The following is a 24646-nucleotide window of genomic DNA, read 5'->3' on the forward strand; positions in this document are numbered from 1 at the left end:
TCGTAAAAACAGATATTTATCTCATGTAAAATGATAAAAGTAGTTGATAAATAGGAATCATTACGATAATATATAAAACGTAACTGTTACGAATTGAAACGGAGGTCAATTATAAATGATTAATAGAATAATAAATAAAACAGATAGTAGGTGCCTTTCTCCATACATAAAGCAAAAGTTAACAAAGTTAGGGTTATTGTTTATCTGTGTAATGTTATTAAGTGGATGTATGAATAATTCATCCGTTACAGAAGAAGAGGATAAGCATATTCATTTTTTATATAATTTTTCTACTAATTCGCTTGATCCTCATGTGGACTCTAGCTATGTTCCTTTGAGAGCGGGGATAACAGAGACACTGATAAGACTAGATGAAGAAAAATTAAGTATTGAGCCATGGCTAGCAGAAAGCTGGGAAGGTGAAGATGGGCAAAATTGGATGATTAAGCTACGTAAAGATGTTAAATTTCAGAATGGGAAAGTAATGGATGCAGAAGCCGTCAAAATGTCTTTAGAACGAGCAGTTAAAGAGAATGTAGCGATTCAGAATGCATTGAAGATTGAACGTATAGAAGCCGATGGTTATACTTTACGAATTAAAACAACTGAACAATTCCCAGAATTTATTTCTGAGTTAGTAAATCCAAATGTAGCTATTATTGATGTAACAGAGACTGATATTGTTAATAAACCGATTGGCACCGGTCCGTTTAAGCTTACGTCATTTGTTCCAGGTAGTAAGCTTGAACTTGAACGCTTTGATGAGTATTGGGATGGGGCTTCAAAGCTTGATCAAGTCACATTCTCTTTCAATGAAGATGCTAATGCCCGTACTCTTGCATTAAAGTCCGGACAAGTAGATATTGTTTATCGACCTGAGGTTGAAAGTCTAGACATGTTACAAGAAGACGAAGCTATTGAAGTTGAGTCAACATCGACATTTCGCGTACATCAATTTACGATGAACCTTCAAAGAGAAAGCATTCAGGATGTTAATGTTCGCCGTGCTATAGATGCGTTAATTGACAGGCAGAAAATTGTGGAGAAAATTCTCCTCAATCATGCAGAGGTTGCAGTAGGACCTTTCCTTCCTTCATTACCATTTGCTCCAACCTATGATTCACAGCCTTCAGGAGAAGATGTGGCAATAGAATATTTGGGAAAAAAAGGGTATACAATGATGGATGGAAAAATGCAAAAGAATGGAGAACCTCTTACATTTACACTCTTAACATATCCTGCAAGAGCAGACTTACCTTTAATTGCACAAGTATTTCAATCAGATGCGAAGCAAATTGGCATTGATGTTGAAATTAGACAAATTGAAACACCAGAAGAGTATATGGCTTCTAACCGTGATTGGGATTTAGCCACTTATAGTAATTTAACTGCACCACGTGGGGATGCAGGGTATTATTTAAATGCAACATATCATCCAACCGGAGCTTTGAACTTTAGTAAAGCAGATGAACCGGAGTTAACGGCAATTATTGATAAGCTTAATCAGACTGTAAATCAAGAAGACCGCGCTATACTAGCAGAGCAGGCAGCGGATTATGTATATGAAAATATGATAAACTCCTTTGTTTTACATCCTTCAACAATTGTCGCGTATAACAAAAATAAAGTAATAAATTGGGTGACAACAAAAAGTGAATACTATATGATAACGAACCAACTGGATGTGAAATAATGGTTCGAATTATTGTTCGTAAATTTATAGAAGTTCTATTTTTTCTATTATTTATTACTTTTGTTAGTTTTTTATTTATCAGACTCGCACCTGGAGATCCAGTGCTTACGATTTTAAATGTAGATGAGCTTTCAGTTAGTCAAGAGCAAGTAGAGGCGCTTAGAACAGAATTGGGGTTTAATAAGCCAGTGCTCGTCCAATATGGGCTCTGGCTTTTAAACTTTATTCAACTTGACTTTGGAACATCCTTTGTTACTGGTCAACAGGTAATGAGCATGATTCTAACAGCTCTTCCTGCGACACTGGAATTAACTGTTGGTGCAATATGCGTAATGCTATTGGTATCTATTCCATTGGGCTCTTTATCAGCCCTTTATCGAGATAGTTGGATTGATAAAATAAGTAGAATACTAGCGATAATTGGAGCAGCTATACCAAGCTTTTGGTTAGGACTTATTTTAATAGATATATTTGGGGTTAGATTAAGCTGGTTTCCGACAATGGGTAGGGATGGATTTATATCATTGTTCTTACCATCTATTACACTTGGATTAGCGATTTCTAGTGTTTACGTTCGTCTGCTGCGATCTAGTTTACTTGATTCCTTTAGCCAAGAATTCATAAGAGCAGCACGTGCTCGTGGTCTATCTGAAGGAAGAATTTTTTTGTTTCACGCTTTTCGTCACAGCATTCCTCCTGTCATTACTGTTTTTGGTGTTAGCTTAGGGAGTTTGATAGGGGGAGTTGTTGTAATTGAAGTTCTTTTTGCTTATCCAGGAGTAGGAAAACTAATTGTGGATGCAATTCGACAAAGGGACTATCCTTTAATACAAGGATATATCCTTATTATGGGAATCATTGTATTTATTGTAAATGCATGTGTGGATCTCTCATACCGTTATTTAAACCCTGAGATGCAAATGAAAGAAAGGGAGAACAATTGATGAAGGACTCCTCTATGTATTTATCGATACCGAAAAAATATAGATGGCAAGCTGTACTACTCATTAGCTTTGCTCTCATTGTGATAATTGCATGCTTATATACGTTTCTTTATTTAAGTCATGATCCGACCTATACAAATTTAGACCGGAGACTTGAGGGAATGGGATTAGAGCATCCGCTAGGAACAGATCATCTAGGTCGAGATATTTTGACGAGGCTTTTGCTTGGTGGTCAACAGACAATCGGCTTCAGTTTAATGGCCTTAGGTGTTGCTCTTCTTGTAGGAATACCAATTGGGCTTATTTCAGGATATAAGCGCGGTGTTATTGATCGTTTATTTATGAGGATTGCCGATGGATTTTTAGCTTTCCCAGATACAATTGTTGCAATTGTGTTAAGTGGTTTGCTTGGTCCGGGTATAGGAAATCTTGTACTTGCGATTGTAATGGTTAAATGGGTAAATTACGCTCGACTTGTTCGAAGTACAGTATTATCTGAATCTCAAAAAGAGTATGTTTTAGTTGCGCGAACGAATGGTTTATCTTCTATAAAAATTATGTGGAAACATCTAGTTCCTCACATTTTAGGAAATGTCTTTGTGATGGCTAGTCTTGACTTAGGAAAGATTATTTTACTTATTTCTTCTTTATCGTATATAGGTTTAGGTGCACAGCCCCCAGTCCCGGAGTGGGGAGCGATGTTAAATGAATCACGTCCTCACTTTCAGTCTAGTCCTGAATTAATGATTTATCCTGGATTAGCGATCGTTGTTGTTGTACTAATCACAAATCTAATCGGAGATTATTTACGTGACCACTTTGATGTGAAAAAAGAGGTGCAGAGATGATATTGTCTATTGAACAATTATCTGTCAGTAGTGGAGAGAAAAAAATAATTGATCGTGTATCTTTATCCATACGTAAAGGTGAATGGTATGCGTTGGTGGGTCAAAGCGGAAGTGGGAAAAGTGTGCTCTCACAGGCGATTGGTCAAATGCTGCCATCTAATTTGCAAATGGAAGGGGTAATTAATTTTAACGAACATAATATGATGTCGTTGTCTCGTAAACAATTAGGAGATATTCGTGGTAAGAAATTATCATATATATTCCAGGATTATCAAGGCTCTTTTACTCCATTTCGAACGATTGGTCAACATTTTCAAGAATATCAAAAGGTACATGGAATTAATAATAAAGAAATTCGTAGATTGAAAACACTGGAGGCATTAGAATCAGTTGGGTTAGATGAAATGTTTTATAACAGGTATGCATTTCAATTAAGTGGAGGTCAGCTTCAGCGTGCTTCAATTGCATTAGCACTAATGTTTTCACCTGACCTGGTCATTGCAGATGAAATAACGACGGCTCTTGATAGTGTCTCTACCCATAAAATATTAGAGTTGCTTGCAAATCGGCAAAAAGAGTCTGGATGTGCCATCCTTTTTATTACTCATGATTGGCGACATGTTAGACGTTATGCAACTCGCTTAGCGATTATGAAGAGTGGAGAAATTATTGAATCTGGTGGCAAGCATCGTGTAATTGATCATCCTCAGCATGAATATACTAAACAGTTGATAAAAGCGGCACCGATATTAGAAAAAGGTCTTCCTTCAGGTTTAGATAGAGAGGTTTTATATGAATCTACTTTCAGTTAAACAACTAACAAAACTATATAAAGGGCAAGAAGTCGTTACTAATCTGTCATTTGATTTGCAAAAGGGAGAGTGTTTAGGGCTTGTAGGTGAAAGCGGGTGTGGTAAAAGTACACTTGCTCGTTGTTTACTAAGATTAGAGAATATTGACAGTGGCTCAATCTTCTTTAAAGACCAGGCAATTGAAAATCTACGTCATCGTCAGCTTATTCCTTTTCGTAAAGATATGCAAATCGTCTTTCAAAATCCTACTGCCGCATTAAATCCTAAGCTGAAAATAAAGGATTCTCTACTAGATCCATATATTCAATATCAAAATGATCTAACACTAAGGTATTTTTCTTATACATCGAAGGAACAATTTGTCCTTCAGTTACTAGATGTTGTTGGATTACCAGCAAATTTAGCCGGACGCTATCCGCATGAATTGAGTGGTGGACAAAGGCAGAGGGTTACAATTGCTCGCTCGATCAGCATCGAACCTGAGTTAATTATTTTAGATGAACCAACTGCAAGTTTGGATGTCATTTCCCAAGCAGAAATATTAACTTTGTTGACTAAGCTGCGTCAGGATTTAAACCTTTCATATTTGTTTATTTCACATGATCTTGCAGCGGTAAAACAACTGAGTCAACGAATCATGGTAATGAAAAAGGGGACCATTGTCGATCAATTTCCTTGTGATGAATTATTTGATGATCAACGTCATGGATATACAAAAGAGCTAATTTCTATTTTTTAGAATGGGAGAGTTCTTTACGTAAAGGAATATTAAGTATTAAAAACTCTACTATAAAAGATGAAGGGAACATCAGTTTACGATGCTCCCTAGTCGTTTGTGAACGGTAGAATGTCAATGATTCCCGAAAAGCACAAGAATATTCCTTAATTTGAAGGCTTGAAACCAACAGAACAGAAGTATGTAATTAATCAACGAAGCTATTGATTGGGATGATGAAGTATTACACCTTGAAAAAACAAGTGTCATAGATATTGGAAATATCGAAATAAAGGTGCTGTTTATTAAGAATTTATATAGAAAAAAGCTCAGAGCTTTTATGCACTGAGCATCTTTTATGCAAATTCTTGTGATAATAAGGGGTCAACGATTAATATTCAACTTTCCACATATATCTTCGCTTCGAAAGCGGATGGCTGCGAGCATCTGCCAGTCTCTCGGCATATTTACGTAGCACGTAGTTAAGGACAAGAGGTGCAACATAGCCCTGTAACTCTGAATCTATTCCATCTAAATCAAGATCTTTTGCATCTAAAACAACGAGCTTTTCTCCATACTTTTTAGAGAAATCCAATGCTCTTTCATCTAATGGTCGTGTTTCATCTAAGCCGAGTAAAATAATGAAAGGTGTGTTTTTGTCGATAATTTCAAAGGGGCCATGGAAATACTCACCTGAGTGTATCGCATTAGAGTGAATCCACTGCATTTCCATTAAGATACAGATGGCAAAGGAGTAAGCGATTCCATAATTAGCACCACTTGCCATTGTATAAATCACTTTCTCATCTTTATAATCTGCGGCAAATTGTAGAGCACTCGCTTCATATTGTTTAGCAGCTATTTCAAAAACTCGTTGTAGATTTGCTAAGCTAGCTAGCATTTTTTCATATTTATTATTTCCTTCTAATACATTTAAAACACCCATTGTAAGCTGATATAACGTACCTAGATTTGTATCGATAGCATTTGCTTGGTCACCCCACTCATATTTCACAACAAATTCTGATTCTTGAGCTAAAGGTGAACCTTCTTCATTTGTAAAACCGACAGTTACTGCACCTTTACTTCTTGCAAAAGTAGCAGCTTTCACTGTTTCAGGAGTGGTACCTGACATTGAGCATAAAACCACCAGGGCGTTTTCTCCTAGTTTTTTCGGATTACGGTGAATAAATTCATTTGAACTATACACATCTGAAGAAACAAACTTTGCTTCACGATCCATTATGTATTTATTTGGATACATAACAGCAGAGGAACCGCCACATGCAACAAAAAAGATGTGGGTAATGGAACGACCCTTTAGGTGGTCTAACACCTTGCCAACTTGTGAATTCATAGCCTTTTGAGAATGTACCATACTTTATTGCCTCCTTTAGTTTTAACTATTACACGTTATAACGAGGTAATACGTTATATAACATCATAATATTTTGTTTTCTTTATATTGTCAACGATTTTTTCATATTCATTTTTTGCTAGAATCAGCTAAATCTCGCATTATATAAGGAAATTAAGGTAGAAGAGCGAATATAAGTGGTAACAATTGACTTATAACATAATATAATGTTATATTATCATAAAGTGCTAATAATTTAGGTGTTTTTCATGTTTGTATGGTTCAATAAGGTACTATTTTTATAACTTAAGAGAGGAGTTATGAAATGGCAAAATTATCGAGAAGACAATTGACGGGAATGAATTTTCACTACAAGCATTATCCTTTTGAATACTTCTTAGATGCAATGGTACGCTACGAATTGAATAATATTGAGGTATGGGGTGCATCTCCTCACTTTTATGTAGAAAATATGAGTGTGCAAGAGATAAGAAATGTTAAAAAGGAGATTGATCGACGAAATTTATCAGTCATTTGCTTTACACCTGAACAATGTGTGTATCCAATTAATATTGCTGCTAAAGAAGTGGATATTCGGGAAAAAAGTATCGACTATTTTAAAAAATCAGCTCTAGCGGCAAAAGAACTAGATTCCCCTTTGCTTTTAGTAACACCTGGTTGGGGATATGAAAATGAAGATGCAAAGGAAGCATGGAAGCGATCAGAAGAATCGTTAGAAAAGCTTGCTCAAGTTGCTGGAGAATTAGATTTAACATTGGCACTTGAACCACTTACAAGAATGGAAACGAATATTATTCATAATGCATTACAATTAAAATTGATGTTAGAGGGTGTAAATCATCCAAATCTTAAGGGAATGATTGATACCATTCCTATGGCGTTAGCTGGGGAGGATTTTACAGATTATTTTAATAGCATGAATGAGGAAATTGTTCATATTCATTTTATTGATGGCAAGCCAGAAGGGCATCTTGTATGGGGGGACGGAGTTTTACCGTTGGAAACGTATATTGAACAGTTAAATCAAGCTAACTACAAAGGCTTCCTTTCTCTTGAATACACATCCTATCAATATGTCCAAAATCCAGATGGCGCAATGGAAAGAACAATGAAAGCGTTGTCCAGTCTATTCGGCTAAACGAGTTTATTTAATAAGTCATAAGTACAAAAAAGCTTTCTAACACATGTTTTTTCGGAGCTTATCAGTACCTCTAAAGTTGAGACAACTTACATGAAAGCATTATAATATAACTATTATCAAATAGAATAGGTGAAATTATGTTAAGACAAGATGATAAGGTTCCATTATATGTCCAATTAAAGGAAACAATTCGAAGCTCAATTCTGAATGGAGAGTTAAAATACGGAGAAAAAATCCCTACTGAAATTGAATTAAGTGAGATTCATAAGATAAGTCGGATAACAGTCAGAAAAGCAATTCTCGAGCTTGTTGAGGAAGGGTATCTCATTAAAAAGCAAGGAAAGGGCACATTCGTTAGTAAACCTAAGATAGAAAGAAAAATTGTTCACTTTCTTAGCTTTTCAGAGGCTTGTAAAGCAAACGGATTAAAAGTGAGTAGCAAAGTAATAAAAAAAGAAATAATTCAGCCAACTCCTAGAGATAGAGAAAAGCTTCAGCTCGATGTTGATGATGCCATGATCTATATCCAAAGAGTGAGGTATGGCGGGGAATCACCTGTTATGCTTGAGAATAATTACTTCTCATATAAAAACTACAATTTTCTCCTTGGTGAGGACTTAGAGAAGTCTTTATACAAAACTCTTGAAGACAAACATCAAATTATACCTTCACATTCAGGCGAACTTTCTTTGGAGATTGTTCGAGCGACAGAAGATCAAACAGAAATACTTAAAGTTGCTACAGGAGAGCCTCTCTTCTATATGGATACCGTCATATTTGATAAAAATGAACGACCAGTCCATATTGGGAAACAGTACATTATTGGAGAAGGATATAAATTTATTTTGAAGTAAAATGTACGTGGTAGTAACTATGGAAAAAGGTGGATATAAATTATCTACCTTTATCTATTATTTGTTTCGGTGTGATCATATTCACGTAGAGAGGTTTTACAATGAGGACACAAATATTGAATATAGCCATGCTTCTTGCTGGCTCTTTTATTTATGCATTGGGAATAAATTATTTTGCCATTCCCAATAAATTATCTGAAGGTGGAATAATAGGTGTTACGATTGTTTTATATTACCTTTTTCAATGGTCACCAGGGGTGGTCAACTTACTCTTAAATGGTTTTTTGTTTGCGCTAGGCTACAAGCTACTTGATAAAAAGGTGATCTTATATACACTGTTAGCAACAATTTTCTCATCATTTTTTCTGTTTGTCACAGAAGGTTGGGGAGATCCATTAATTGGAGATTCATTATTAGCTGCCTTATTTGCCGGTGTTTTTGTCGGGGGTGGACTTGGCTTAGTTTTCCGTGCAGGTGGATCGATGGGTGGAACGGCAATTCTCGCAAGACTTGGGCAATTATATTTTGGCTGGAGTCTTAGCAGAACCATTTTGATTATTGACCTTATTGTCATCGCGGGCTCTACCTATGTGATCGGTCAGGAAAAAGCAATGTACACCCTTGTTGCAGTATTTATTGGAGCAAAGGCGATTGATCTCGTTATTGAGGGTCTGGACACACAAAAAGCAGTCACGATCATTTCAGGTTCAACAGAATCGATTTCAAAAGAGATTACATATTCTTTAGCACGTGGAGTAACTGTATTTAACGCTCGCGGTGCATATACTGGTTCAGAGAAAGAAGTTCTATATGTAGTCATTAATCGGCAAGAGCTATCAAAGTTAAAACAGCTTGTTCGCTCAATCGATTCAAAAGCATTTGTAGTCGTCCATGAAGTTCGTGATGTTGTTGGGGGAGGATTTTCTATCGAGAAAGCATAAATAAAGTATTATTTCGTATCATTTATTATCTGAATATTTGGACTCGTTCAGCTATCAACATTCCTAAATTGTTATCTCGAATGCTATTTAGTCTTTTGGTTATGGCTTAGCTAAGAAAGGATGTTTCGCATGGAGGAAAACAGCAGTTTAGTGGATGAATTATCAGCTTGGGACAAAAAGCATTTTCTACACCCGACTTCTCCAATTCAACAGCAGCAAGACCTAGGGCCTGCTTTTATTTTCACAGAAGGTAAAGGAGTCTACCTTCATGATCTATTAGGAAAAAAAGTAATTGATGGCATGTCTTCACTCTGGAATGTAAACATAGGGCATGGAAGAGAGGAACTAGGTTTAATCGCGAGTGACCAAATGACTAAGCTCGCTTTCACTTCAAATTTTGCTACTTTCAGTAATGAACCAGCTATTCGTTTAGCTAAGAAGCTGTCTGACATTTCCCCTGGAAATCTACAAGCTACATTCTTTACGTCGGGTGGATCTGAGGCGAATGATACAGCTTATAAGCTTGCTAGACATTACTGGATGTTAAAAGGACAAAATAATCGTAAAAAAATCATTTCAAGAACAAAATCTTATCATGGAGTTGCAATTGGATCAACAAGTGCTACTGGATTAAAGCCTTTTAGGGATTTTACTAATTCACTTGCACCTGATTTTCTTCACGTCGATAATTTTTCTTCTCAAGCATTACGTGATTTAATTGAAAAAGAGGGACCAGAAACAATTGCTGCTTTTATAGCAGAACCAGTCCAAGGTGCTGGTGGTGTTCATATCGCACCTGAAAACTACTTTAAAGAAGTAAAAGAGATTTGTGAAGAGTATGGCGTGCTATTTATAACCGATGAAGTTATTACCGGGTTTGGGAGAACAGGAAAATACTTTGGAATTGAGCATTATGGTGTTACACCTGATTTGATGTGTTTTGCTAAAGGGGTAACAAGTGGCTACGCACAGTTAGGTGGAGTCATGCTATCAAGTGATATCTACCAAGCATTCACCGAAATGTCCAAAGGAACACTGCTTCATGGGTATACATACAGTGGACACCCGGTAGCCTGTGCTGTTGCATTGAAGAATATTGAAATAATCGAATCAGAACATCTAATAGCCAATGCTAATCAGTTAGGAAATGAGTTATTAAAAGGGCTGCAAAATGTTCAAAATAAATGTGGAATTGTCGGTGAAGTAAGAGGTCTAGGCTTAATGGGGGCAGTAGAAATTGTGAAAAATAAATCTTCACAAGAGAGATATACGAATCCAGTGGCTCCATTAATTGTTTCAGCAGCTGCAAAGAATGGACTAATCTGTAGATCAGTTGTTTTTGATGGTCAAGATACACTAGTATTCGCTCCGCCGTTGAGTATCAACAAGGAAGAACTTTATTCTTTAGTACAAATTTTAACTGAATCGATCCTATCTATTGAAGGCACTTATTGAGTTTAAAGTTATAAAGCATTTCTTCATAACGAGGAATGCTTTTTTATTTTCAAAAAAATTGAAGAGGTATTGGCGTTTAAAAAGTCTCTTCTCCCAATTTGCTACATTAAGCAATTTAGTTTTTGAAAAATTTCTACTTAAACTATTTTAATAACTACATAATTAAAAACATAGGTACAGGTTAAACTAAAAAAAAAGTAAAGTAAGGGTTGGTAAGTATGCACGTTGCGATTACAGTTTTAACCATATTGGCTTCTTTGAAGTGGGGAAATTGGAAAAGATGGAAAGATTATCATCCGAGCATGCTTTTTATTGCTACAGGTGGTTTACTTTACGAATACATTGTAAAAGAAAATACTTTGTGGAAGTTTCATCCTGATTTATTTTATGGGCATGAAATGACGGTAATTGTTTATGCTCTTATTACTATGCCAATTAGTATTTTTCTGTTTCTATCTCATTTTCCCCAAAAATGGTTTAAGCGTTTGACTTACATAATAGTTTGGTCTGGAATTTATATTGCTGTTGAGTGGACACTATTGGTGTTTGGGAGAATTTCCTATCAGAATGGTTGGAGATTTTGGTATTCATTTCTTTTTGACCTTGCTATGTTCTCTGTTATTGCACTGCATCAACATAACCCTACAAGGGCATATATTATTTCAATATTTATTATCATTTTTTTGATTTATTACTTCCAAGTACCTTTTAAGTTTGCTAAATAATCAGCCTCATATAATTACCTCGCTTGTGATTAATAGGTACAAATGGATATGTTTTCTAGATACCAAATCAAGGTGGCTTTTTGTTATTGAACAAATGAAGCAGGAACTGGAAGGAGAAGTACTATCTAATATTTGTTTAAAATGAGCTCGAGCAATTACGAGTTTGTTCTTGGAGATAAAACAGTTTTGTATAAAAGGACGTTGAATCCCAATTTATAGTGATAATATTTTATGAATTGGAAAATAATATTTCTTATGAAAGGATGGATTGCGAATGTCTGTGAAAAAGTGGTTAACAGGATTGGTCGTTTTGCTTGTGATGATTGTGGTTGGGACAACTCCAAGCTCACTCGGTGTATTTGCCGAATCCGACATCGTATCACAGCCTACTGAGACCGTGAAAGCGATTGAAGTCGAGTTGAACGATGATTACTTTCACCCGAAAGTCATCACTATTCCCAATGGAAGAACGACAACGTTGATATTGAAAAACAATGGTAAGAAAGAGCACACCTTCACAGTGGAAAAGCTCAGAATTGACGCTGAAGTCCAGCCGGGAAAAGAAAAAACCATTACCGTGAAAACGAAAAATCCCGGTACATATGAACTTATATGTCGGTACCATTTCAATGAAGGAATGGTTGGAAATGTAATAGTCAAATAACAAGCAGGGCCAAACGGTCTTGCTTGTAGAATTCTAACTTAGCCGACATCTTTGGTAATGTTATTTTATTTCGGTCTCTTGCGACCAGGAGATAAGTTAAAGTTGGTTAGAAATGAACTTGGTAATATATCACCAACCTGATACTGTCCATTTTGGTGCTAAAGCCCTCGTTAATGTAATAAGCGGAAATGAATAAAGAGTTACTTTTTCTTATCAATGTGTGAATGCCTTTTATCTGCCGCATTTAATATAAATATGATAGCAATACCACTAACAATACCTCCTACAATCATCGTAGTCCACGTACCAATAGGGAACAAAAGTGATAACAAAAATAACAATAATCCACTACCTAATATTAAAGTAAAGCCTATTGCAAATGACACCTTTTCAGGTAACGCTTTAATTTTATCTAACATTTTTTCTCCCTCTTTAAGTTATTTAAATGACCAATTAATTTTTATCTACCCATTATTTTCATACAAGAACTATTATGGTACTTCTCAGGTTGACTGTAAATGGCGTTATATCAGTATTTATTCAACGATTTTTTTTTTGCCCAAGCCCTATTATAACTAGACGGGCTCAAAATTCCAATAAACGTATATACTGTATTGTCTAAAAGATTCAAAAACGAAGGGAAGAGATATATATGTACGGTTACGAAAACTCTCCACATGTTGCTGGCGCGAATGTTGCGAATGCTCCTCACCAACCAATGATGCCTTACAGTTATGCGGCTCCTGCTTATGGATATTGTGCTCCTTATCACGGAGGAGGTAATACTTTCGCACTTGTCGTCGTGCTGTTTATCTTATTAATTATTATCGGCGCAACAGTCTACGGTTATAAATGTTAACCACTTACCAGGTGAAAAAGACACTTAAATGTGTCTTTTTTCTTTATGGAGCAGTTTTTTTTCAATATGATATTCGTTTATGAAGAGCTTGTATAATCAAATTAATTTTTAAATTAATTTTTAAATACATGTTGTCCAATAACAACCGTTGTCTCTCTTGAATCTAACCATCGGTTTGTAGCAATGTTTGGATTGTAAAAGAATAATGAATCTTTTGCGATATTTCTCAGTCCAGATAGTACGGCTTGTACAGCTTTAATGGACTCCTTGTCAGCGGGTTGATTTATTTCACCATTTGACACCGGTTGAAATTGTCCTGACTGATAAATGACTTTTTTTATGGAATTAGGAAATTGAGGACTTTCAACTCTATTTAAGACAACAGATGCTACCGCGGCTTTTCCTTCGAAAGATTCTGTTTGTGCTTCTGCTCTTACAAGTCTTGCTAATAAATCTATTTCATCATCCGAGATACTTAATTTATTAGAACGTGTTTTTTTGCTTATTGCTTCGCGAGAGGGTAAGGGAGAGTTGTTGACTTTATTTGTATTGATGTGCTGACCGACATAAATCAGATCTAAATTATTAATTTGCGGGTTAACCTTTGCTAATTCTTGTAAAGTAAGATCATTTTCCCGTGCTATGTTCGACATTGTATCTCCTTTTTCAACAGTATAGGCAAAAGCAGGTGCAGCAAAAATAAGAGATGCTAGCAATGCAAGTACAAAAATTAATTTTTTCAAAATAGATTCCTCCTAGTTGGAAAGTTGTTGTGAAACTCTTATCTACGTCTATACCTATGAAAAAATAAAATTGAATAGTATTACAGTTTGTTTACATAGAGATTACGAGGGATTGAAGAACGGCCATTTTAGGAAAAAATTGGTTTTAGAAATGGTGATGTTGATTTCTATTGTATAGATTAAAGTCCATAGGGTGGGAAGTTGATAGATTCACTTATTGTTATCTTGAAATATCTAGCCCTTTAGTCTTTGTTGGTTGAAAAGAAATCATTTAATGGATCTATTTGTCTAATAAAATAAGAAAGAAATGGTTACTCATTCACTGGAAATAGGAAGGAGTACTTGGGAGAAAAATAGAATAAAAGTATAGATGGAATCAGCAGCATTTATTTATTTATATATTTGAAGGAAAAAGATTAACACTTATATAGAATTAGACAGGAAGGAGTTTAAAAAGATGGATGCTACAAAAAACAATCCAAGCAAATCCAAGCGTGGCCACAGAAAAGAAACTCCCTTACCACTCATTCTACGTGCTTTATTTTTTATAACGATCGGTATACTTATTGTGTATATATACTATCTATCTACTGAAGATCAATTACTTAAACAACTAATTAAAATGTCATCTGTAATTGTAACTATTTTCAAATCCGTTCCAATGCCTATTTTTATCATTATTGGTTATACACTTTTGATTTTTTATGCTGGTTATCAAGTAGGTAGGAAGAAGAATTAGGTATTTAAAAATTATCATCTTCATTGTTTACGGTAATTTTATATGATATATTTACCACATCACTTATTAAAGATGTTTAATAAGTTTTGGATACTTATTAAAATTCTTTAATAAGTTCAATTAAATAGGTGGTGACACAAGTGAATGCAACCCCAAAATCAATGAGGAAGGTAATCCTTCGCGGTATTCGTAAATCTCTCTTAGAACTTGGTAGCGCAACGAAAGTTGAACTTAGCGAAAAATTAGGAATTAGTTTTCCTACAATAAGTAAATTCTTAGTACAGATGGAAAAGGACGGGGAACTTATTCTAGTCGGTCTTGATGATTCGAGTGGTGGAAGAAGGGCAAAAAGATATACATACAATCCAGAGTATATGTTAGGGTTGGCAATCTTTTTGGAGAGAACAGAAACAAATTATATTGTTTTTAACTGTCTAGGAGAAGTGAAGGATTCAGGAAAAACATCAAGTGTATTAGTAGATGTTGATTTAACATTTCTAACGGAGTTTATTGAGGAGATAATGAAGAAATATCCAAAAATTAGCTCTATAGCTATTGGTGTACCTGGTTCAGTTGATAATGGGCGTATCTTTTATATACCTGGTTATGAACATCTTCAAAATATTGACTTGCAGGAATTCTTGGAGAATCAGTTCTCCATACCTGTTGTAATAGAGAACGATATGAATGCTGCAGTGCTTGGATATCACGATAATATGGGAATCAAGGACAATAAATCCCTTATATATTTGTATTCTGGTCAAAATGGTCCAGGCGCAGGAATCATGATAAATGGAGATGTGGTGAGAGGAAGTACTTTCTTCTCAGGAGAGGTTTCATTCGTCCCTCAGTACGATGATCGAAATTTTCGGGAAGCTTTGGAATACGGAAGTGGACCTATTAAAAGTACGATCAGTCACGATTATGAGATTGACGCAATTAGCAGATTAGTAGCCTCTTTTGTTGCTATCATAAACCCTCATGCCATCATTTTTTGTAATGATGAAGTTGAAAAAGAGATATTAAACAAAATTACTATAGGTAGCTCAAATTATATCCCGTCAGAACATATTCCAGAGCTTACTATGAGTGATTGGAAACAAGATTACTTATATGGATTACAAAGTCTCGGACTCGATCTCATGATGAACGAAACAATTAAGTAAACAAAGAAGACAATACAATTTAATACTAATTAATTAAAGGTGAGGTTTAAAAATGACAACATTCCTTTTAGTCATTATTTATTTGGCTTTTATCAGCTTAGGTTTACCAGATTCATTATTGGGGGTAGCGTGGCCAGTGATGCAATCGGACTATGGGGCGCCACTTGAGACTGCTGGATTCCTTTTTATGACGATTGCAGGTGGTACCATTATCTCGAGTTTAGCCAGTGGAAAGATACTTAAAAGGTTCGGAACTGGCAAGGTCACATTTGTCAGCGTCTTAATGACTGCTGGTGCTTTGCTAGGATTTTATTTTGCTCCATCGGTTGTTTGGTTATTTGTATGTACCATACCACTTGGATTAGGTGCTGGGGCTGTTGATGCAGGGTTAAATGATTATGTTGCTACACATTATAAGGCACATCATATGAGTTGGTTACATTGTTTTTGGGGAGTAGGAGCCACTTTTGGGCCAATCATTATGGCTCAGTTTATTTCAGGGCAAAATTTTTGGAGAGATGGATATTTTGCTATATCTGGAATTCAGTTTGCGTTAGTTATCATCCTCTTTTTGACTTTGCCCTTATGGAACAGAGTGACAAAAAATAGCAATATTCCTTTTAATGATGACACCGAAGATTCAAAAGCTGTAATTAGTGATGAAGATGCTATAGATGTAAAACCATTACAAATTAAAGGAGTTAAAATGGCTCTTGTCTCCTTTTTGTTTTATTGTGGGGTTGAATCAACAGTGGGTCTTTGGGGAAGTAGCTTTTTGGTAAATGTCAGGGAGCTACCCGCAGCAGTTGCTGCCGGGTGGGTTTCCTTTTATTACGCTGGAATTACAATTGGTAGATTTATTACAGGCTTTATTACCTTTAAAGTTAGTAATCTTATTCTCATTCGGACCGGACAAATAATAGCATTAGCTGGTGCCATACTTCTATTCCTACCATTGCCGACCACCTTCTCACTAGTAGGTTTTATTATGATTGGATTAGGATTAGCACCAATATTTCCATGTATGTTACATGAGACACCATCACGTTTTGGGAAGAAGCATTCCCAGACCATAATGGGTTATCAAATGGCTGTTGCCTATACAGGCAGTACATTTATACCGCCTCTTATTGGTTTCATTGCATCTCATTCAACAATAGGAATCTTCCCAGTTTGTATTGTTTTATTTGTTGCTGCAATGTTTCTAAGTTCAGAAAAATTAAATAGCTTTTTGAAAAAGAAAGTTTTACTAAAGAGGAATGATACAAGTTCGACAGCAATTTGATCCATAAGGATTAACGCTTTTTTCTTTGGAAGTTATTGTACCGACGGTGGAGTTTGCATTAGGAAATAATTGTAAAATGGTTAAATAATTGATATAATAATAAGTATCTTTTATTAATTGAGGTGGTATTATGATTTGGTTATATTTATTGATACCCGTCGTTATATTAGGTGGTATAGCTGTTTATTTTGAAAAGAAATCTGGCATGACCCCTCCTGATGAAAATAATCAAGCTGAAAAGTTAGGGGAAGTAATAACACAAAATGGCATTAATTCTTATGGAACAGGAATAGAAAGAGAGTAAAATTCAACTTACGAGTGCATTACTTCAATTAGGGGTAATGCACTTTCTTATTGAAGTTGCAGTTTTGTTTAAGAAGGAACGCCTTTTTAGGAACATACGGTTTACAGGCTCAAGCCAAGAAGTAAAAGAATATAGATAGATAAGTACCATTGAGATTGGAGTGAACAAGAAGCATGTCATCAGATAGATCTCGTTTATATATTCAGCATATTCTTGAGCCTGGTTACAAGTTTACAAAAAAACATTTTCTAAGTTTTATGTTAGAAATTAATATTGCCCATGCAGATATGTTGGCCCAAAAAAAAATTTTACAGAATCATGATGCAAAAAAAATAATTCTAGCCAATCAACAGCTATTAGCAAAAGGGTTCCAGGAGGAGTATAACCCAGCATATGAAGATTTATTTTTTATGATTGAAGCGGAATTGAAAAAGGAAATTGGAGATGAATTAGTCGGTAACATGCATATTGCATTAAGTAGGAACGATCTAGATGCAACGATGTACCGGATGTTTTGGCGAGAAAGGCTCGTCCATTGGATGAGTTTACTTATAGACATGAAAAAAGTACTGCTACAGCTTGCGAAGGAGCATGCATTAACAGTTATGCCAGCATATACACATAACCAGCAAGCCCAGCCGACGACATTTGCTCATTATATTCTTGCGACCTGCAACCATTTAGAAAGAGATCTCGATCGAGGATTTGGCTTACTTCAACGTATAAACCAATCTCCAATGGGAGCAGCAGCTTTAGGCACGACAGGCTTTCCAATTGATCGCCACTATATCTCCAAAAAACTAGCCTTTGATAAGCCTCTAGATAATTCCTATGATGCTATTAGTGCTGCAGATTACATGCTTGAGATCGTCAGCACATTATCAATTACCTTAACTACCTTGTCTCGTTTCGTCTTTGATTTAATGTTTTTGGCAACAAATGAGGTAGATGGTATAGAATTGGATAAAAGCTTGGTCCAAACCTCAAGTATTATGCCACAAAAACGAAACCCTTCATCCTTAGAACATACACGATCACTGATTAGTAGATCAATAGGGGAATTGCAATCTGCATTTATGATGACTCATAGTGTACCATTTGGTGATATTGTTGATATTGGTGATGATATTCAACCCATTATCGAACAGGGTTTTTCGCATTCTTTTCAAATTGTCGAGTTGTTAACAGAAATTATTAGTAAAATGACGATAAATAAAGATAAGTTATTAAAACGTTGTCAAGAGGGATTCTCAACTGTCACCGAACTAGCAGACGTTCTTGTAAGAGATTACAAGCTTTCGTTTCGTCAATCACATCAGATTATTCAAACATTTGTAAAAAGGGTAAATGATGCAGGGTTAAGTTTGAATGATGGAAATGTAGAGTTAATAAATGACATTGCGAAAGAAATGTGTGATATTGAACTAGCTCTAACAGAGGAACACTATAAAAAGGCGATTGATCCTTATCAATTTATTGTTGTTCGTTCGATCATGGGAGGACCAAATCCGAAAGAAACGGAAAGACAGATGCTTTTATCAGCGCAGCGATTAGGAGCTATAATCAGTGAATTGAATGTGTGGAAGAATAAATTTAAAACATACAAAGCTGAATTTAGAAAATAGTAATGTATTGTATCGTTGTATTTACAAATTTTCTCCTTAAAATGATCATCTATCAATTACGGAGTTAGAAGAACCAGTTAAAAATTGAATGTTTAAAGTTTTAAGGCATTTCTGTGTAATGAGGAATGCTTTTTTATTATTTTTAAAATGAAAAGTATATTCACATAACAATAACAACATAATAAAAATCAATAATATTTTATTTCAAAACGATAAAATATATGTTAAAGTCAAATTTACAATAAATAAGTGAGGTGCTTTATATGAAACGAGGTTCAACAATCTTTTTGAAAATAGCTGTTTTTCTAATTGGAACTCCAGTTCTTGCTTTATGTATATTTGGTTTGCCCATATTAGCTAAGGAAGCAGCAGAAACTAATTCGGAGTTCGCTTATGTACTATATGGCATTTTAATAGTTATGTATGTTTCGGCGATTCCGTTTTTCGTTGCATTGTATCAGGCTTTTAAACTTTTAAGTTATATTGACAAGAACAAGGCGTTCTCGGAGATATCTGTAAAAGCTCTAAAAAATATAAAATTTTGTGCAATTACAATCAGTGGCTTATATGTGGTTGGTATGCCTTTCTTCTTTATCTTTGCGGAGTTAGACGATGCCCCAGGTGTCATTTTAATTGGCATGGTCTTTATTTTTGCTCCAATTGTTATCGCAGTCTTTGCTGCTGTTCTCCAAAGACTTTTGCAGGAAGCTATTAATATAAAATCTGAAAATGATTTAACGGTCTGAGGTGAAAACAATGGCGATTATAATCAATATTGATGTGATGTTGGCTAAAAGGAAAATGAGCGTAACAGAACTTTCGGAGAGGGTAGGAATAACGATGGCAAATCTTTCTATATTGAAAAATGGAAAAGCAAAGGCGATTCGATTATCAACTTTAGAGGCGATTTGTAAGGCTTTAGAATGTCAGCCTGGAGATATTTTAGAATACAAAAGTGACGAAGACACGCGAGAATAAGTGATTAGGGATTTTAGTTGAATAAGACCATCAAAAATGATGGTCTATTTTTTATGTCTCAACTCTCAATATTATTGTTTAACAGAGCCTAAACTAACAGGATAGAGTTACACATGGAGAATACAGTAACTGAAGAATAAGTTTCCCATTAGGAGCACCCTTTACGATGCTCATTTTTTTGGTTTAGTGTTCATCATTATCTGTTATCACAATAGAACTATAATCTATTTTTAACCAATCTACTGGACTTATATTAACTTTGCCGGCCCCTGCATATTTTTTGAGCGTTGATACAACGCTGTTTAAAGGAAGTACATTATAAGTATAAGGTAGCTTCTCATTATAATTATATTCGAAGGAAAATGGATCAGTCGGTGGATTTGTTTTACTCATATTTTCACTTCCCACAATATGTGAAGACCATGCCCAATTTCCTATAGTTGATTTGTCATACCATGTAAATCCTTTTGTAAATAGATTTTCACCATTATTGTCCCAACTACTTCCTGTATAAGTTCCATATTTATTTGTAATTTGGGAGTTTACAATTAAATTATTGTTATAAGCGCTTTGAAATAGCTCATCCCAAGGTTCATCCATGTTGGCCGTATCCAGACCTTGAATCTCAGCACCTGTGATTGGCTCGTTAATATCATGGAATACACAGGAATCTGCTGCAATAGAAGCCCCATTCCTTGCATTCAGTGCTCGTGATAGTTGATCGGTTCCGTATTCAGCAATAGCGCTTACATTTTCCAAAACATCATAATGAGTTGAATTGTCAACATAACAGTTGTATAAATGACCACTACCTTGACGTATCATTGGAATTCTCTGCCCAACATTGGTATAACTGTTATAGGCAAGGGTTAACCGGATTCTTTGATTACCATCTTTTATCTCGCTTCCATTACTAGACACATAATTCACATAGTCTTTATCTCCGGAACCAGTTAAATGCACCTTGCTATGATATGCTGCATATGCCATTATCTGCTCTTTGGTCGCACCGCCATTGCGCATGTTATAGTACACACTATCGGAAGTTAGTTCATTTGAAGCATATTTTTCTTCCATATACTGAATCGATTGATAAATATCACTATCCTCTGTCGGATTCTCATTTGCAGGTAATCCGAATTCAGACCAGGAAATGGTAATATTGGAGCCGCCATTCTCAGTATCAATTAATCCATCTGCTGCAATGGAAAATTTACTATGGTCTATCCAAACATTATTTGCACCATTAACCTTAATAAAAGTCCAGCCTACTTCCTTATGTTTTCCAGTATCATCCCATTGCCACATTCCATCAAAATTCAGATTCCTAATGACAATATCATTACTTGTTCTTTGTAATTTTAATTCTGCATGCCTAATTGTCTTGCCTTTTTTTGAAAAAATAGTTAATCCATCGACGTCAGAAACACTTAATTGTGAAACACCAGAGGAAGCTAACGTTGGATTTGTAAATCCGTTCATAGGATCCCGATATTTTGTTATAAAATTATACTTTTTAGCTTCTTCTGAACTTAGATTTAATTCTGCCCACCCTAAGTTCATATCTCTCGCTACTTCTATTACTTTCACACTACCATTTTTAGCATCCAATATTGCCTGTAAAAACTCTCTTTCCGTTTTAACCTTACGATAAGAAGAGGTTCCTATGTAATTGCTTCGATCATTAACTCCTAATGACGCAAAACCGGTTACTGACAGAAAATTATTGTCGTACTCCATAATGTTTCTTGTTGTGTTTGGTATAGAATCAATAACTTCCGCATTTGCTACATTATTTTCACCCAATAATATCGATGAAGTAAGAAATGATAGAACCAATAACCAGATTATTGCCTTGTTAAATTTCATAAAATTCCTCCTCTTGATTATTTAATTTTAAAAGAACTTTTGACACTCTAGCATGCTACCATTTGAAATGTGTTTTATTTCAGTTTACTGAAATAATCTGATAATTAGGTTTGGGCGTAATTTATAATGACTGGAGGAATGGCTGGTAATGTTACATGCCAGATTTGGTGAAATTGATTGGAATCAAAGCAAATTAAGACAGTGTATTACTAAAAAAATAAAAAAGGGTGTTTCGGCTGATAAAATGTTTCATTCAGCCTTATATCAAAATACAGTTGGTACATTAAGCAAATTTTTAACTGAATCATGTATCCCTCACACTAATGCCTCCTTCGAATTTTCTTACTGGGATGTTTTTTACATTTCAAAGATATGATATTTACACTCATTACGTCTACAATCATTCTGTCAGAAACTCGCGATTTACGAAGGGAGAAAACGCTCACTTTAACATATGTGATGTAATGATTACTTTTTTAGTGGATTGATTATTGAAATATCAAAAGCTCCTGTTTAGTTAATTAATCCTTATTCAACTTATGAATGGTCTCCTTCATGTAGGGTGCGTTAGCAAAATGAATAGATGTTGCTAAGGCATCCTTTTTTCGTTGTTCATCTAACGCAGTTTAGTTTAAAAGGTTATATAGAAAAGGGATTTAACTATTATTAGAGAACTAATAGATTAGAAAGCAATGCTAACTAATCAAAGACACTTAATATGTATTAAAGTGATAAAGGAGTGATTAAATTGAGTAATTTGAAAGTGGTTGGAACATACAAAAGTGATCTGCAAAACTATTCATTGGAACAACTAAGATATAAATCGGCTGAAGGAGTTTGGTCTATCGGTCAAATGTACGATCATTTAATCCTAGTTGCACATGAGTACCTTGACAATGTGGAAACTTGTGCTGCAGAAGAAGAAGAGCAAAAGCTTGGGAAAACGGAGTTTGGTGAGCAATTATTTAAAATTGGAGGATTTCCACCAATTAAAATCAAGTTACCAGATGAATTAAATACCCCACCAAGCAATTCAGATAGTAAGGAAAGCCTTATGGTGAGACTAGATCAGGTAATGCAGAGGTTGAGACTATGGGAACCGAAAGTAAATGCTATAAATTCTAATTACAAAGTCAAACATGACGGCTTTGGCTGGCTTAATGCGAGGGAGTGGTACGATCTGGTAAACATGCATTTCCATCATCACTTGCGTCAGAAGCGTGAATTAGAACAAATACTTGTATTTTAAGGACTTACTTGTTTTTGAGTTACTTCAATCCAGAGAAAATGGATGCAATTGACTTGGAGGAAGCAATTAGAGTGGCCTCCTTACATCCGACCACTCAATTGGAAGAGGGTGAGCAGTGGAGAAGTAATTTTAAAAAAAATTAGATTTTATAATTAATTGTTAAAAATAATTGGATAGTAAATTTTAGATGGAGAAAAATAATGCTAAAAGTAGTATTTATTATTTTGAGGTGACTCCATGAAAATTAACTTTCCAACTGAGCAAAATAATCGACTTGAAGAACTGAAGTTAGACCAAGAAAAAGGAATAAACAAATGGGTTGATTATTGGTGGGAATATTCATCCTATGATACATGGCAATTTTGGGTAAATGTAGGGATAATTATTATTCCGTTAATTATCCTATATTTTAGAATCGATAGGAAACGGATATTTTTATTAGGTTTTTTGGGATTCAATATACATATATGGGTGGCTTATACTGATTTAATACTTACAAGGTATAACTTTATAGAATACCCTTATAAAGTTATACCTTTAATTCCAGTTCACTTTGGATTTGATACTTCGTTAGTTCCAGTAATGTTTATATTATTATATCAATGGACATTAAATAAAAATAAAAATTTCTACTTATATTCTTTATTATTGATTGCTTTTATATCTTTTGTATTGAAACCGTTATTAAGTACATATCATCTTATGCATCTAAAAAATGGTGCTAGTTATTTCTATATGTTTATTGGATATATCATAATTATACTAATTTCTATAGGTATAACTAATATATTTCAATACCTTCATAATAAAGCAGAAATTGATTGATCGTATAAAGAAAATGGGGTGTTCTACAAACGGATTTCTAAAGCGCACAAAAGGATTTTCAAAACAAAGAAGAAATGTTTATGTTTGACTAGTAAAATGAAGTCTTGATACTATAAAAAGATAAATATAAAAGTTCGTATCTCAAATGTGATACTAAAGTAAAAAAAGAAACCCTAGAATAGGTGGTACACATGGAATGGAATCAAATCAAAAAAACCAACTAATTTCTAGTTGGTTATCTTTTACACATGTACAAATGAAAGTTACGGATGAATTAGAAAGCATCCTGCAACAAAATCATCAACTTTCTTTAAAAGAATTTTACGTGCTTTTATTTTTATCAGAAACTCCTGAAAAAAAATTAAAGCTACAACAACTACAGAGTATGGTTGGTTTAAGTCAGAGCGCTATGTCAAGACTTGTTAGCAGATTTGAAGCAAAGGGCTGTGGAGCCTTAAAGAGACATATTTGTGTAGATGATCGCCGTGCCATTTATACATCTTTGACAAACGAAGGCGAAGAACAACTAAAAAAAGCTCTAGGTACAATTAATGAAACTCTTGCAAATGCTTTTTCAAGAGAAGATATCCAAAAAGAGCTACAAGGCTTAATCAATCAAATAAAACGATAAAGTATTATATTTTCGAATTGATCATTTTATTCAATATATAATTGTCAGTAATAGATTCATTATTTTTAGTTGATGCTTTATATTTGACGGGAAGATTTGTCATATGCTAATTTGTATGCATGCACATACATTAAAAGGTAAACTTTTTGAATTAACCTGCAAAAAAAAGGGACTCATTTGTGAATGATACTTAATAGAATTCA

The 24646-nt window shown here is 34.8% G+C and carries 27 protein-coding genes; 23 read left to right on the forward strand and 4 right to left on the reverse strand.

Features of this window, described 5'->3' with window-relative positions; genetic code table 11:
- The first annotated feature begins 211 nt into the window (after window positions 1–211).
- The 5 genes from nikA to WCV66_RS17915 are packed head-to-tail and all read left to right on the forward strand — an operon-like array spanning window position 212 to window position 5036.
- On the forward strand, window positions 212–1693 hold the full coding sequence (nikA, locus tag WCV66_RS17895; RefSeq protein WP_338789484.1) for a nickel ABC transporter substrate-binding protein: 1482 nt from the start codon (window positions 212–214) through the stop codon (window positions 1691–1693).
- Window positions 1693–2637, forward strand: coding sequence for a nickel ABC transporter permease (gene nikB, locus WCV66_RS17900; protein WP_338786365.1), 945 nt, complete (start codon window positions 1693–1695; stop codon window positions 2635–2637). The genes nikA and nikB overlap by 1 nt, the downstream gene beginning before the upstream one ends.
- Complete coding sequence (nikC, locus tag WCV66_RS17905) at window positions 2637–3485, forward strand: nickel transporter permease (protein WP_338786366.1); 849 nt, start codon at window positions 2637–2639, stop codon at window positions 3483–3485. Before nikB ends, nikC begins: the two co-directional genes overlap by 1 nt.
- Window positions 3482–4297 (forward strand): ABC transporter ATP-binding protein, encoded by an 816-nt coding sequence (locus WCV66_RS17910; RefSeq protein ID WP_338786367.1) that lies wholly within the window; start codon window positions 3482–3484, stop codon window positions 4295–4297. Before nikC ends, WCV66_RS17910 begins: the two co-directional genes overlap by 4 nt.
- Window positions 4278–5036 (forward strand): dipeptide/oligopeptide/nickel ABC transporter ATP-binding protein, encoded by a 759-nt coding sequence (locus tag WCV66_RS17915; protein ID WP_338786368.1) that lies wholly within the window; start codon window positions 4278–4280, stop codon window positions 5034–5036. The genes WCV66_RS17910 and WCV66_RS17915 overlap by 20 nt, the downstream gene beginning before the upstream one ends.
- Before the next feature lie 367 nt (window positions 5037–5403).
- Here WCV66_RS17915 and WCV66_RS17920 read toward each other — a convergent pair whose 3' ends face one another.
- Window positions 5404–6390, reverse strand: coding sequence for an SIS domain-containing protein (locus tag WCV66_RS17920; RefSeq protein ID WP_338786369.1), 987 nt, complete (start codon window positions 6388–6390; stop codon window positions 5404–5406).
- 304 nt (window positions 6391–6694) lie between these two features.
- Here WCV66_RS17920 and WCV66_RS17925 point away from each other — a divergent pair, with 304 nt between their 5' ends.
- From WCV66_RS17925 to WCV66_RS17950, 6 genes are all read left to right on the forward strand, one after another.
- Window positions 6695–7528: a sugar phosphate isomerase/epimerase family protein gene (locus WCV66_RS17925; protein ID WP_338786370.1), complete on the forward strand. Its 834-nt coding sequence runs from the start codon at window positions 6695–6697 to the stop codon at window positions 7526–7528.
- A gap of 140 nt (window positions 7529–7668) precedes the next feature.
- Window positions 7669–8385, forward strand: coding sequence for a GntR family transcriptional regulator (locus tag WCV66_RS17930; RefSeq protein WP_338786371.1), 717 nt, complete (start codon window positions 7669–7671; stop codon window positions 8383–8385).
- A 101-nt stretch (window positions 8386–8486) separates the two neighbouring features.
- Window positions 8487–9326 (forward strand): YitT family protein, encoded by an 840-nt coding sequence (locus tag WCV66_RS17935; protein ID WP_338786372.1) that lies wholly within the window; start codon window positions 8487–8489, stop codon window positions 9324–9326.
- Between the two features lie 129 nt (window positions 9327–9455).
- Window positions 9456–10781, forward strand: coding sequence for an aspartate aminotransferase family protein (locus WCV66_RS17940; protein ID WP_338786373.1), 1326 nt, complete (start codon window positions 9456–9458; stop codon window positions 10779–10781).
- A gap of 218 nt (window positions 10782–10999) precedes the next feature.
- Window positions 11000–11506 (forward strand): CBO0543 family protein, encoded by a 507-nt coding sequence (locus tag WCV66_RS17945; RefSeq protein ID WP_338786374.1) that lies wholly within the window; start codon window positions 11000–11002, stop codon window positions 11504–11506.
- A 274-nt stretch (window positions 11507–11780) separates the two neighbouring features.
- Window positions 11781–12170: a cupredoxin domain-containing protein gene (locus WCV66_RS17950; protein ID WP_338786375.1), complete on the forward strand. Its 390-nt coding sequence runs from the start codon at window positions 11781–11783 to the stop codon at window positions 12168–12170.
- A 200-nt stretch (window positions 12171–12370) separates the two neighbouring features.
- Here WCV66_RS17950 and WCV66_RS17955 read toward each other — a convergent pair whose 3' ends face one another.
- Window positions 12371–12589, reverse strand: a complete 219-nt coding sequence (locus tag WCV66_RS17955) for a hypothetical protein (protein WP_338786376.1) — start codon at window positions 12587–12589, stop codon at window positions 12371–12373.
- 302 nt (window positions 12590–12891) lie between these two features.
- Here WCV66_RS17955 and WCV66_RS17960 point away from each other — a divergent pair, with 302 nt between their 5' ends.
- Window positions 12892–13029, forward strand: coding sequence for a YjcZ family sporulation protein (locus tag WCV66_RS17960; protein WP_338789486.1), 138 nt, complete (start codon window positions 12892–12894; stop codon window positions 13027–13029).
- A gap of 113 nt (window positions 13030–13142) precedes the next feature.
- Here the strand turns inward: WCV66_RS17960 and WCV66_RS17965 are convergent, their stop codons facing one another.
- Window positions 13143–13772 (reverse strand): cell wall hydrolase, encoded by a 630-nt coding sequence (locus WCV66_RS17965; RefSeq protein WP_338786377.1) that lies wholly within the window; start codon window positions 13770–13772, stop codon window positions 13143–13145.
- 457 nt (window positions 13773–14229) lie between these two features.
- On the opposite strand from WCV66_RS17965, the gene WCV66_RS17970 reads away from it, so the two are divergent.
- The 7 genes from WCV66_RS17970 (at window position 14230) to WCV66_RS18000 (ending at window position 19869) form a co-directional block, all read left to right on the forward strand.
- Complete coding sequence (locus WCV66_RS17970) at window positions 14230–14511, forward strand: hypothetical protein (RefSeq protein WP_338786378.1); 282 nt, start codon at window positions 14230–14232, stop codon at window positions 14509–14511.
- A 131-nt stretch (window positions 14512–14642) separates the two neighbouring features.
- Window positions 14643–15677, forward strand: coding sequence for an ROK family protein (locus WCV66_RS17975; RefSeq protein ID WP_338789487.1), 1035 nt, complete (start codon window positions 14643–14645; stop codon window positions 15675–15677).
- 52 nt (window positions 15678–15729) lie between these two features.
- Complete coding sequence (locus tag WCV66_RS17980; protein WP_338786379.1) at window positions 15730–16962, forward strand: MFS transporter; 1233 nt, start codon at window positions 15730–15732, stop codon at window positions 16960–16962.
- A 130-nt stretch (window positions 16963–17092) separates the two neighbouring features.
- On the forward strand, window positions 17093–17266 hold the full coding sequence (locus WCV66_RS17985; RefSeq protein ID WP_157094546.1) for a hypothetical protein: 174 nt from the start codon (window positions 17093–17095) through the stop codon (window positions 17264–17266).
- A 173-nt stretch (window positions 17267–17439) separates the two neighbouring features.
- A complete protein-coding gene (gene argH / locus WCV66_RS17990; protein WP_338786380.1) occupies window positions 17440–18891 on the forward strand; it encodes an argininosuccinate lyase in 1452 nt (483 codons plus the stop codon).
- Window positions 18892–19154: 263 nt separating this feature from the next.
- Window positions 19155–19637, forward strand: a complete 483-nt coding sequence (locus WCV66_RS17995; protein WP_338786381.1) for a DUF2975 domain-containing protein — start codon at window positions 19155–19157, stop codon at window positions 19635–19637.
- Between the two features lie 10 nt (window positions 19638–19647).
- Window positions 19648–19869, forward strand: coding sequence for a helix-turn-helix domain-containing protein (locus tag WCV66_RS18000; protein WP_066340982.1), 222 nt, complete (start codon window positions 19648–19650; stop codon window positions 19867–19869).
- Between the two features lie 183 nt (window positions 19870–20052).
- Here the strand turns inward: WCV66_RS18000 and WCV66_RS18005 are convergent, their stop codons facing one another.
- Window positions 20053–21738, reverse strand: a complete 1686-nt coding sequence (locus WCV66_RS18005) for a hypothetical protein (protein WP_338786382.1) — start codon at window positions 21736–21738, stop codon at window positions 20053–20055.
- Window positions 21739–21886: 148 nt separating this feature from the next.
- Between WCV66_RS18005 and WCV66_RS18010 the strand changes: the two genes are divergently transcribed.
- From WCV66_RS18010 to WCV66_RS18025, 4 genes are all read left to right on the forward strand, one after another.
- Window positions 21887–22114 carry a hypothetical protein gene (locus WCV66_RS18010; protein WP_338786383.1) on the forward strand — a complete coding sequence of 76 codons (228 nt, stop codon included), beginning with the start codon at window positions 21887–21889 and terminating at the stop codon, window positions 22112–22114.
- A gap of 372 nt (window positions 22115–22486) precedes the next feature.
- Complete coding sequence (locus tag WCV66_RS18015) at window positions 22487–22987, forward strand: DinB family protein (RefSeq protein ID WP_338786384.1); 501 nt, start codon at window positions 22487–22489, stop codon at window positions 22985–22987.
- 237 nt (window positions 22988–23224) lie between these two features.
- Window positions 23225–23812 (forward strand): CBO0543 family protein, encoded by a 588-nt coding sequence (locus WCV66_RS18020; RefSeq protein WP_066340965.1) that lies wholly within the window; start codon window positions 23225–23227, stop codon window positions 23810–23812.
- A 196-nt stretch (window positions 23813–24008) separates the two neighbouring features.
- Window positions 24009–24443: a MarR family winged helix-turn-helix transcriptional regulator gene (locus WCV66_RS18025; protein WP_338786385.1), complete on the forward strand. Its 435-nt coding sequence runs from the start codon at window positions 24009–24011 to the stop codon at window positions 24441–24443.
- Window positions 24444–24646 lie beyond the last annotated feature (203 nt).

Origin of the sequence: Metabacillus rhizosphaerae, assembly GCF_037201795.1 — a bacterium.
Lineage (GTDB): Bacteria > Bacillota > Bacilli > Bacillales > Bacillaceae > Metabacillus > Metabacillus rhizosphaerae.

What these genes read in the sequence shown, in the direction of transcription:
- argH (WP_338786380.1), top strand. Translation starts at nt 17,440, where the DNA reads ATGTCATCAGATAGATCTCGTTTATATATTCAGCATATTCTTGAGCCT.
- WCV66_RS17930 (WP_338786371.1), top strand. Translation starts at nt 7,669, where the DNA reads ATGTTAAGACAAGATGATAAGGTTCCATTATATGTCCAATTAAAGGAA.
- WCV66_RS17995 (WP_338786381.1), top strand. Translation starts at nt 19,155, where the DNA reads ATGAAACGAGGTTCAACAATCTTTTTGAAAATAGCTGTTTTTCTAATT.
- WCV66_RS18020 (WP_066340965.1), top strand. Translation starts at nt 23,225, where the DNA reads ATGAAAATTAACTTTCCAACTGAGCAAAATAATCGACTTGAAGAACTG.
- WCV66_RS17920 (WP_338786369.1), bottom strand. Translation starts at nt 6,390, where the DNA reads ATGGTACATTCTCAAAAGGCTATGAATTCACAAGTTGGCAAGGTGTTA.
- WCV66_RS18005 (WP_338786382.1), bottom strand. Translation starts at nt 21,738, where the DNA reads ATGAAATTTAACAAGGCAATAATCTGGTTATTGGTTCTATCATTTCTT.
- WCV66_RS17955 (WP_338786376.1), bottom strand. Translation starts at nt 12,589, where the DNA reads ATGTTAGATAAAATTAAAGCGTTACCTGAAAAGGTGTCATTTGCAATA.
- nikB (WP_338786365.1), top strand. Translation starts at nt 1,693, where the DNA reads ATGGTTCGAATTATTGTTCGTAAATTTATAGAAGTTCTATTTTTTCTA.
- WCV66_RS17980 (WP_338786379.1), top strand. Translation starts at nt 15,730, where the DNA reads ATGACAACATTCCTTTTAGTCATTATTTATTTGGCTTTTATCAGCTTA.
- WCV66_RS17940 (WP_338786373.1), top strand. Translation starts at nt 9,456, where the DNA reads ATGGAGGAAAACAGCAGTTTAGTGGATGAATTATCAGCTTGGGACAAA.
- WCV66_RS17925 (WP_338786370.1), top strand. Translation starts at nt 6,695, where the DNA reads ATGGCAAAATTATCGAGAAGACAATTGACGGGAATGAATTTTCACTAC.
- WCV66_RS18025 (WP_338786385.1), top strand. Translation starts at nt 24,009, where the DNA reads ATGGAATCAAATCAAAAAAACCAACTAATTTCTAGTTGGTTATCTTTT.
- WCV66_RS18010 (WP_338786383.1), top strand. Translation starts at nt 21,887, where the DNA reads ATGTTACATGCCAGATTTGGTGAAATTGATTGGAATCAAAGCAAATTA.
- WCV66_RS17960 (WP_338789486.1), top strand. Translation starts at nt 12,892, where the DNA reads ATGCCTTACAGTTATGCGGCTCCTGCTTATGGATATTGTGCTCCTTAT.
- WCV66_RS17985 (WP_157094546.1), top strand. Translation starts at nt 17,093, where the DNA reads ATGATTTGGTTATATTTATTGATACCCGTCGTTATATTAGGTGGTATA.
- WCV66_RS17970 (WP_338786378.1), top strand. Translation starts at nt 14,230, where the DNA reads ATGGATGCTACAAAAAACAATCCAAGCAAATCCAAGCGTGGCCACAGA.
- WCV66_RS18000 (WP_066340982.1), top strand. Translation starts at nt 19,648, where the DNA reads ATGGCGATTATAATCAATATTGATGTGATGTTGGCTAAAAGGAAAATG.
- WCV66_RS17945 (WP_338786374.1), top strand. Translation starts at nt 11,000, where the DNA reads ATGCACGTTGCGATTACAGTTTTAACCATATTGGCTTCTTTGAAGTGG.
- nikA (WP_338789484.1), top strand. Translation starts at nt 212, where the DNA reads ATGTTATTAAGTGGATGTATGAATAATTCATCCGTTACAGAAGAAGAG.
- WCV66_RS17950 (WP_338786375.1), top strand. Translation starts at nt 11,781, where the DNA reads ATGTCTGTGAAAAAGTGGTTAACAGGATTGGTCGTTTTGCTTGTGATG.
- WCV66_RS17910 (WP_338786367.1), top strand. Translation starts at nt 3,482, where the DNA reads ATGATATTGTCTATTGAACAATTATCTGTCAGTAGTGGAGAGAAAAAA.
- WCV66_RS17935 (WP_338786372.1), top strand. Translation starts at nt 8,487, where the DNA reads ATGAGGACACAAATATTGAATATAGCCATGCTTCTTGCTGGCTCTTTT.
- WCV66_RS17915 (WP_338786368.1), top strand. Translation starts at nt 4,278, where the DNA reads ATGAATCTACTTTCAGTTAAACAACTAACAAAACTATATAAAGGGCAA.
- nikC (WP_338786366.1), top strand. Translation starts at nt 2,637, where the DNA reads ATGAAGGACTCCTCTATGTATTTATCGATACCGAAAAAATATAGATGG.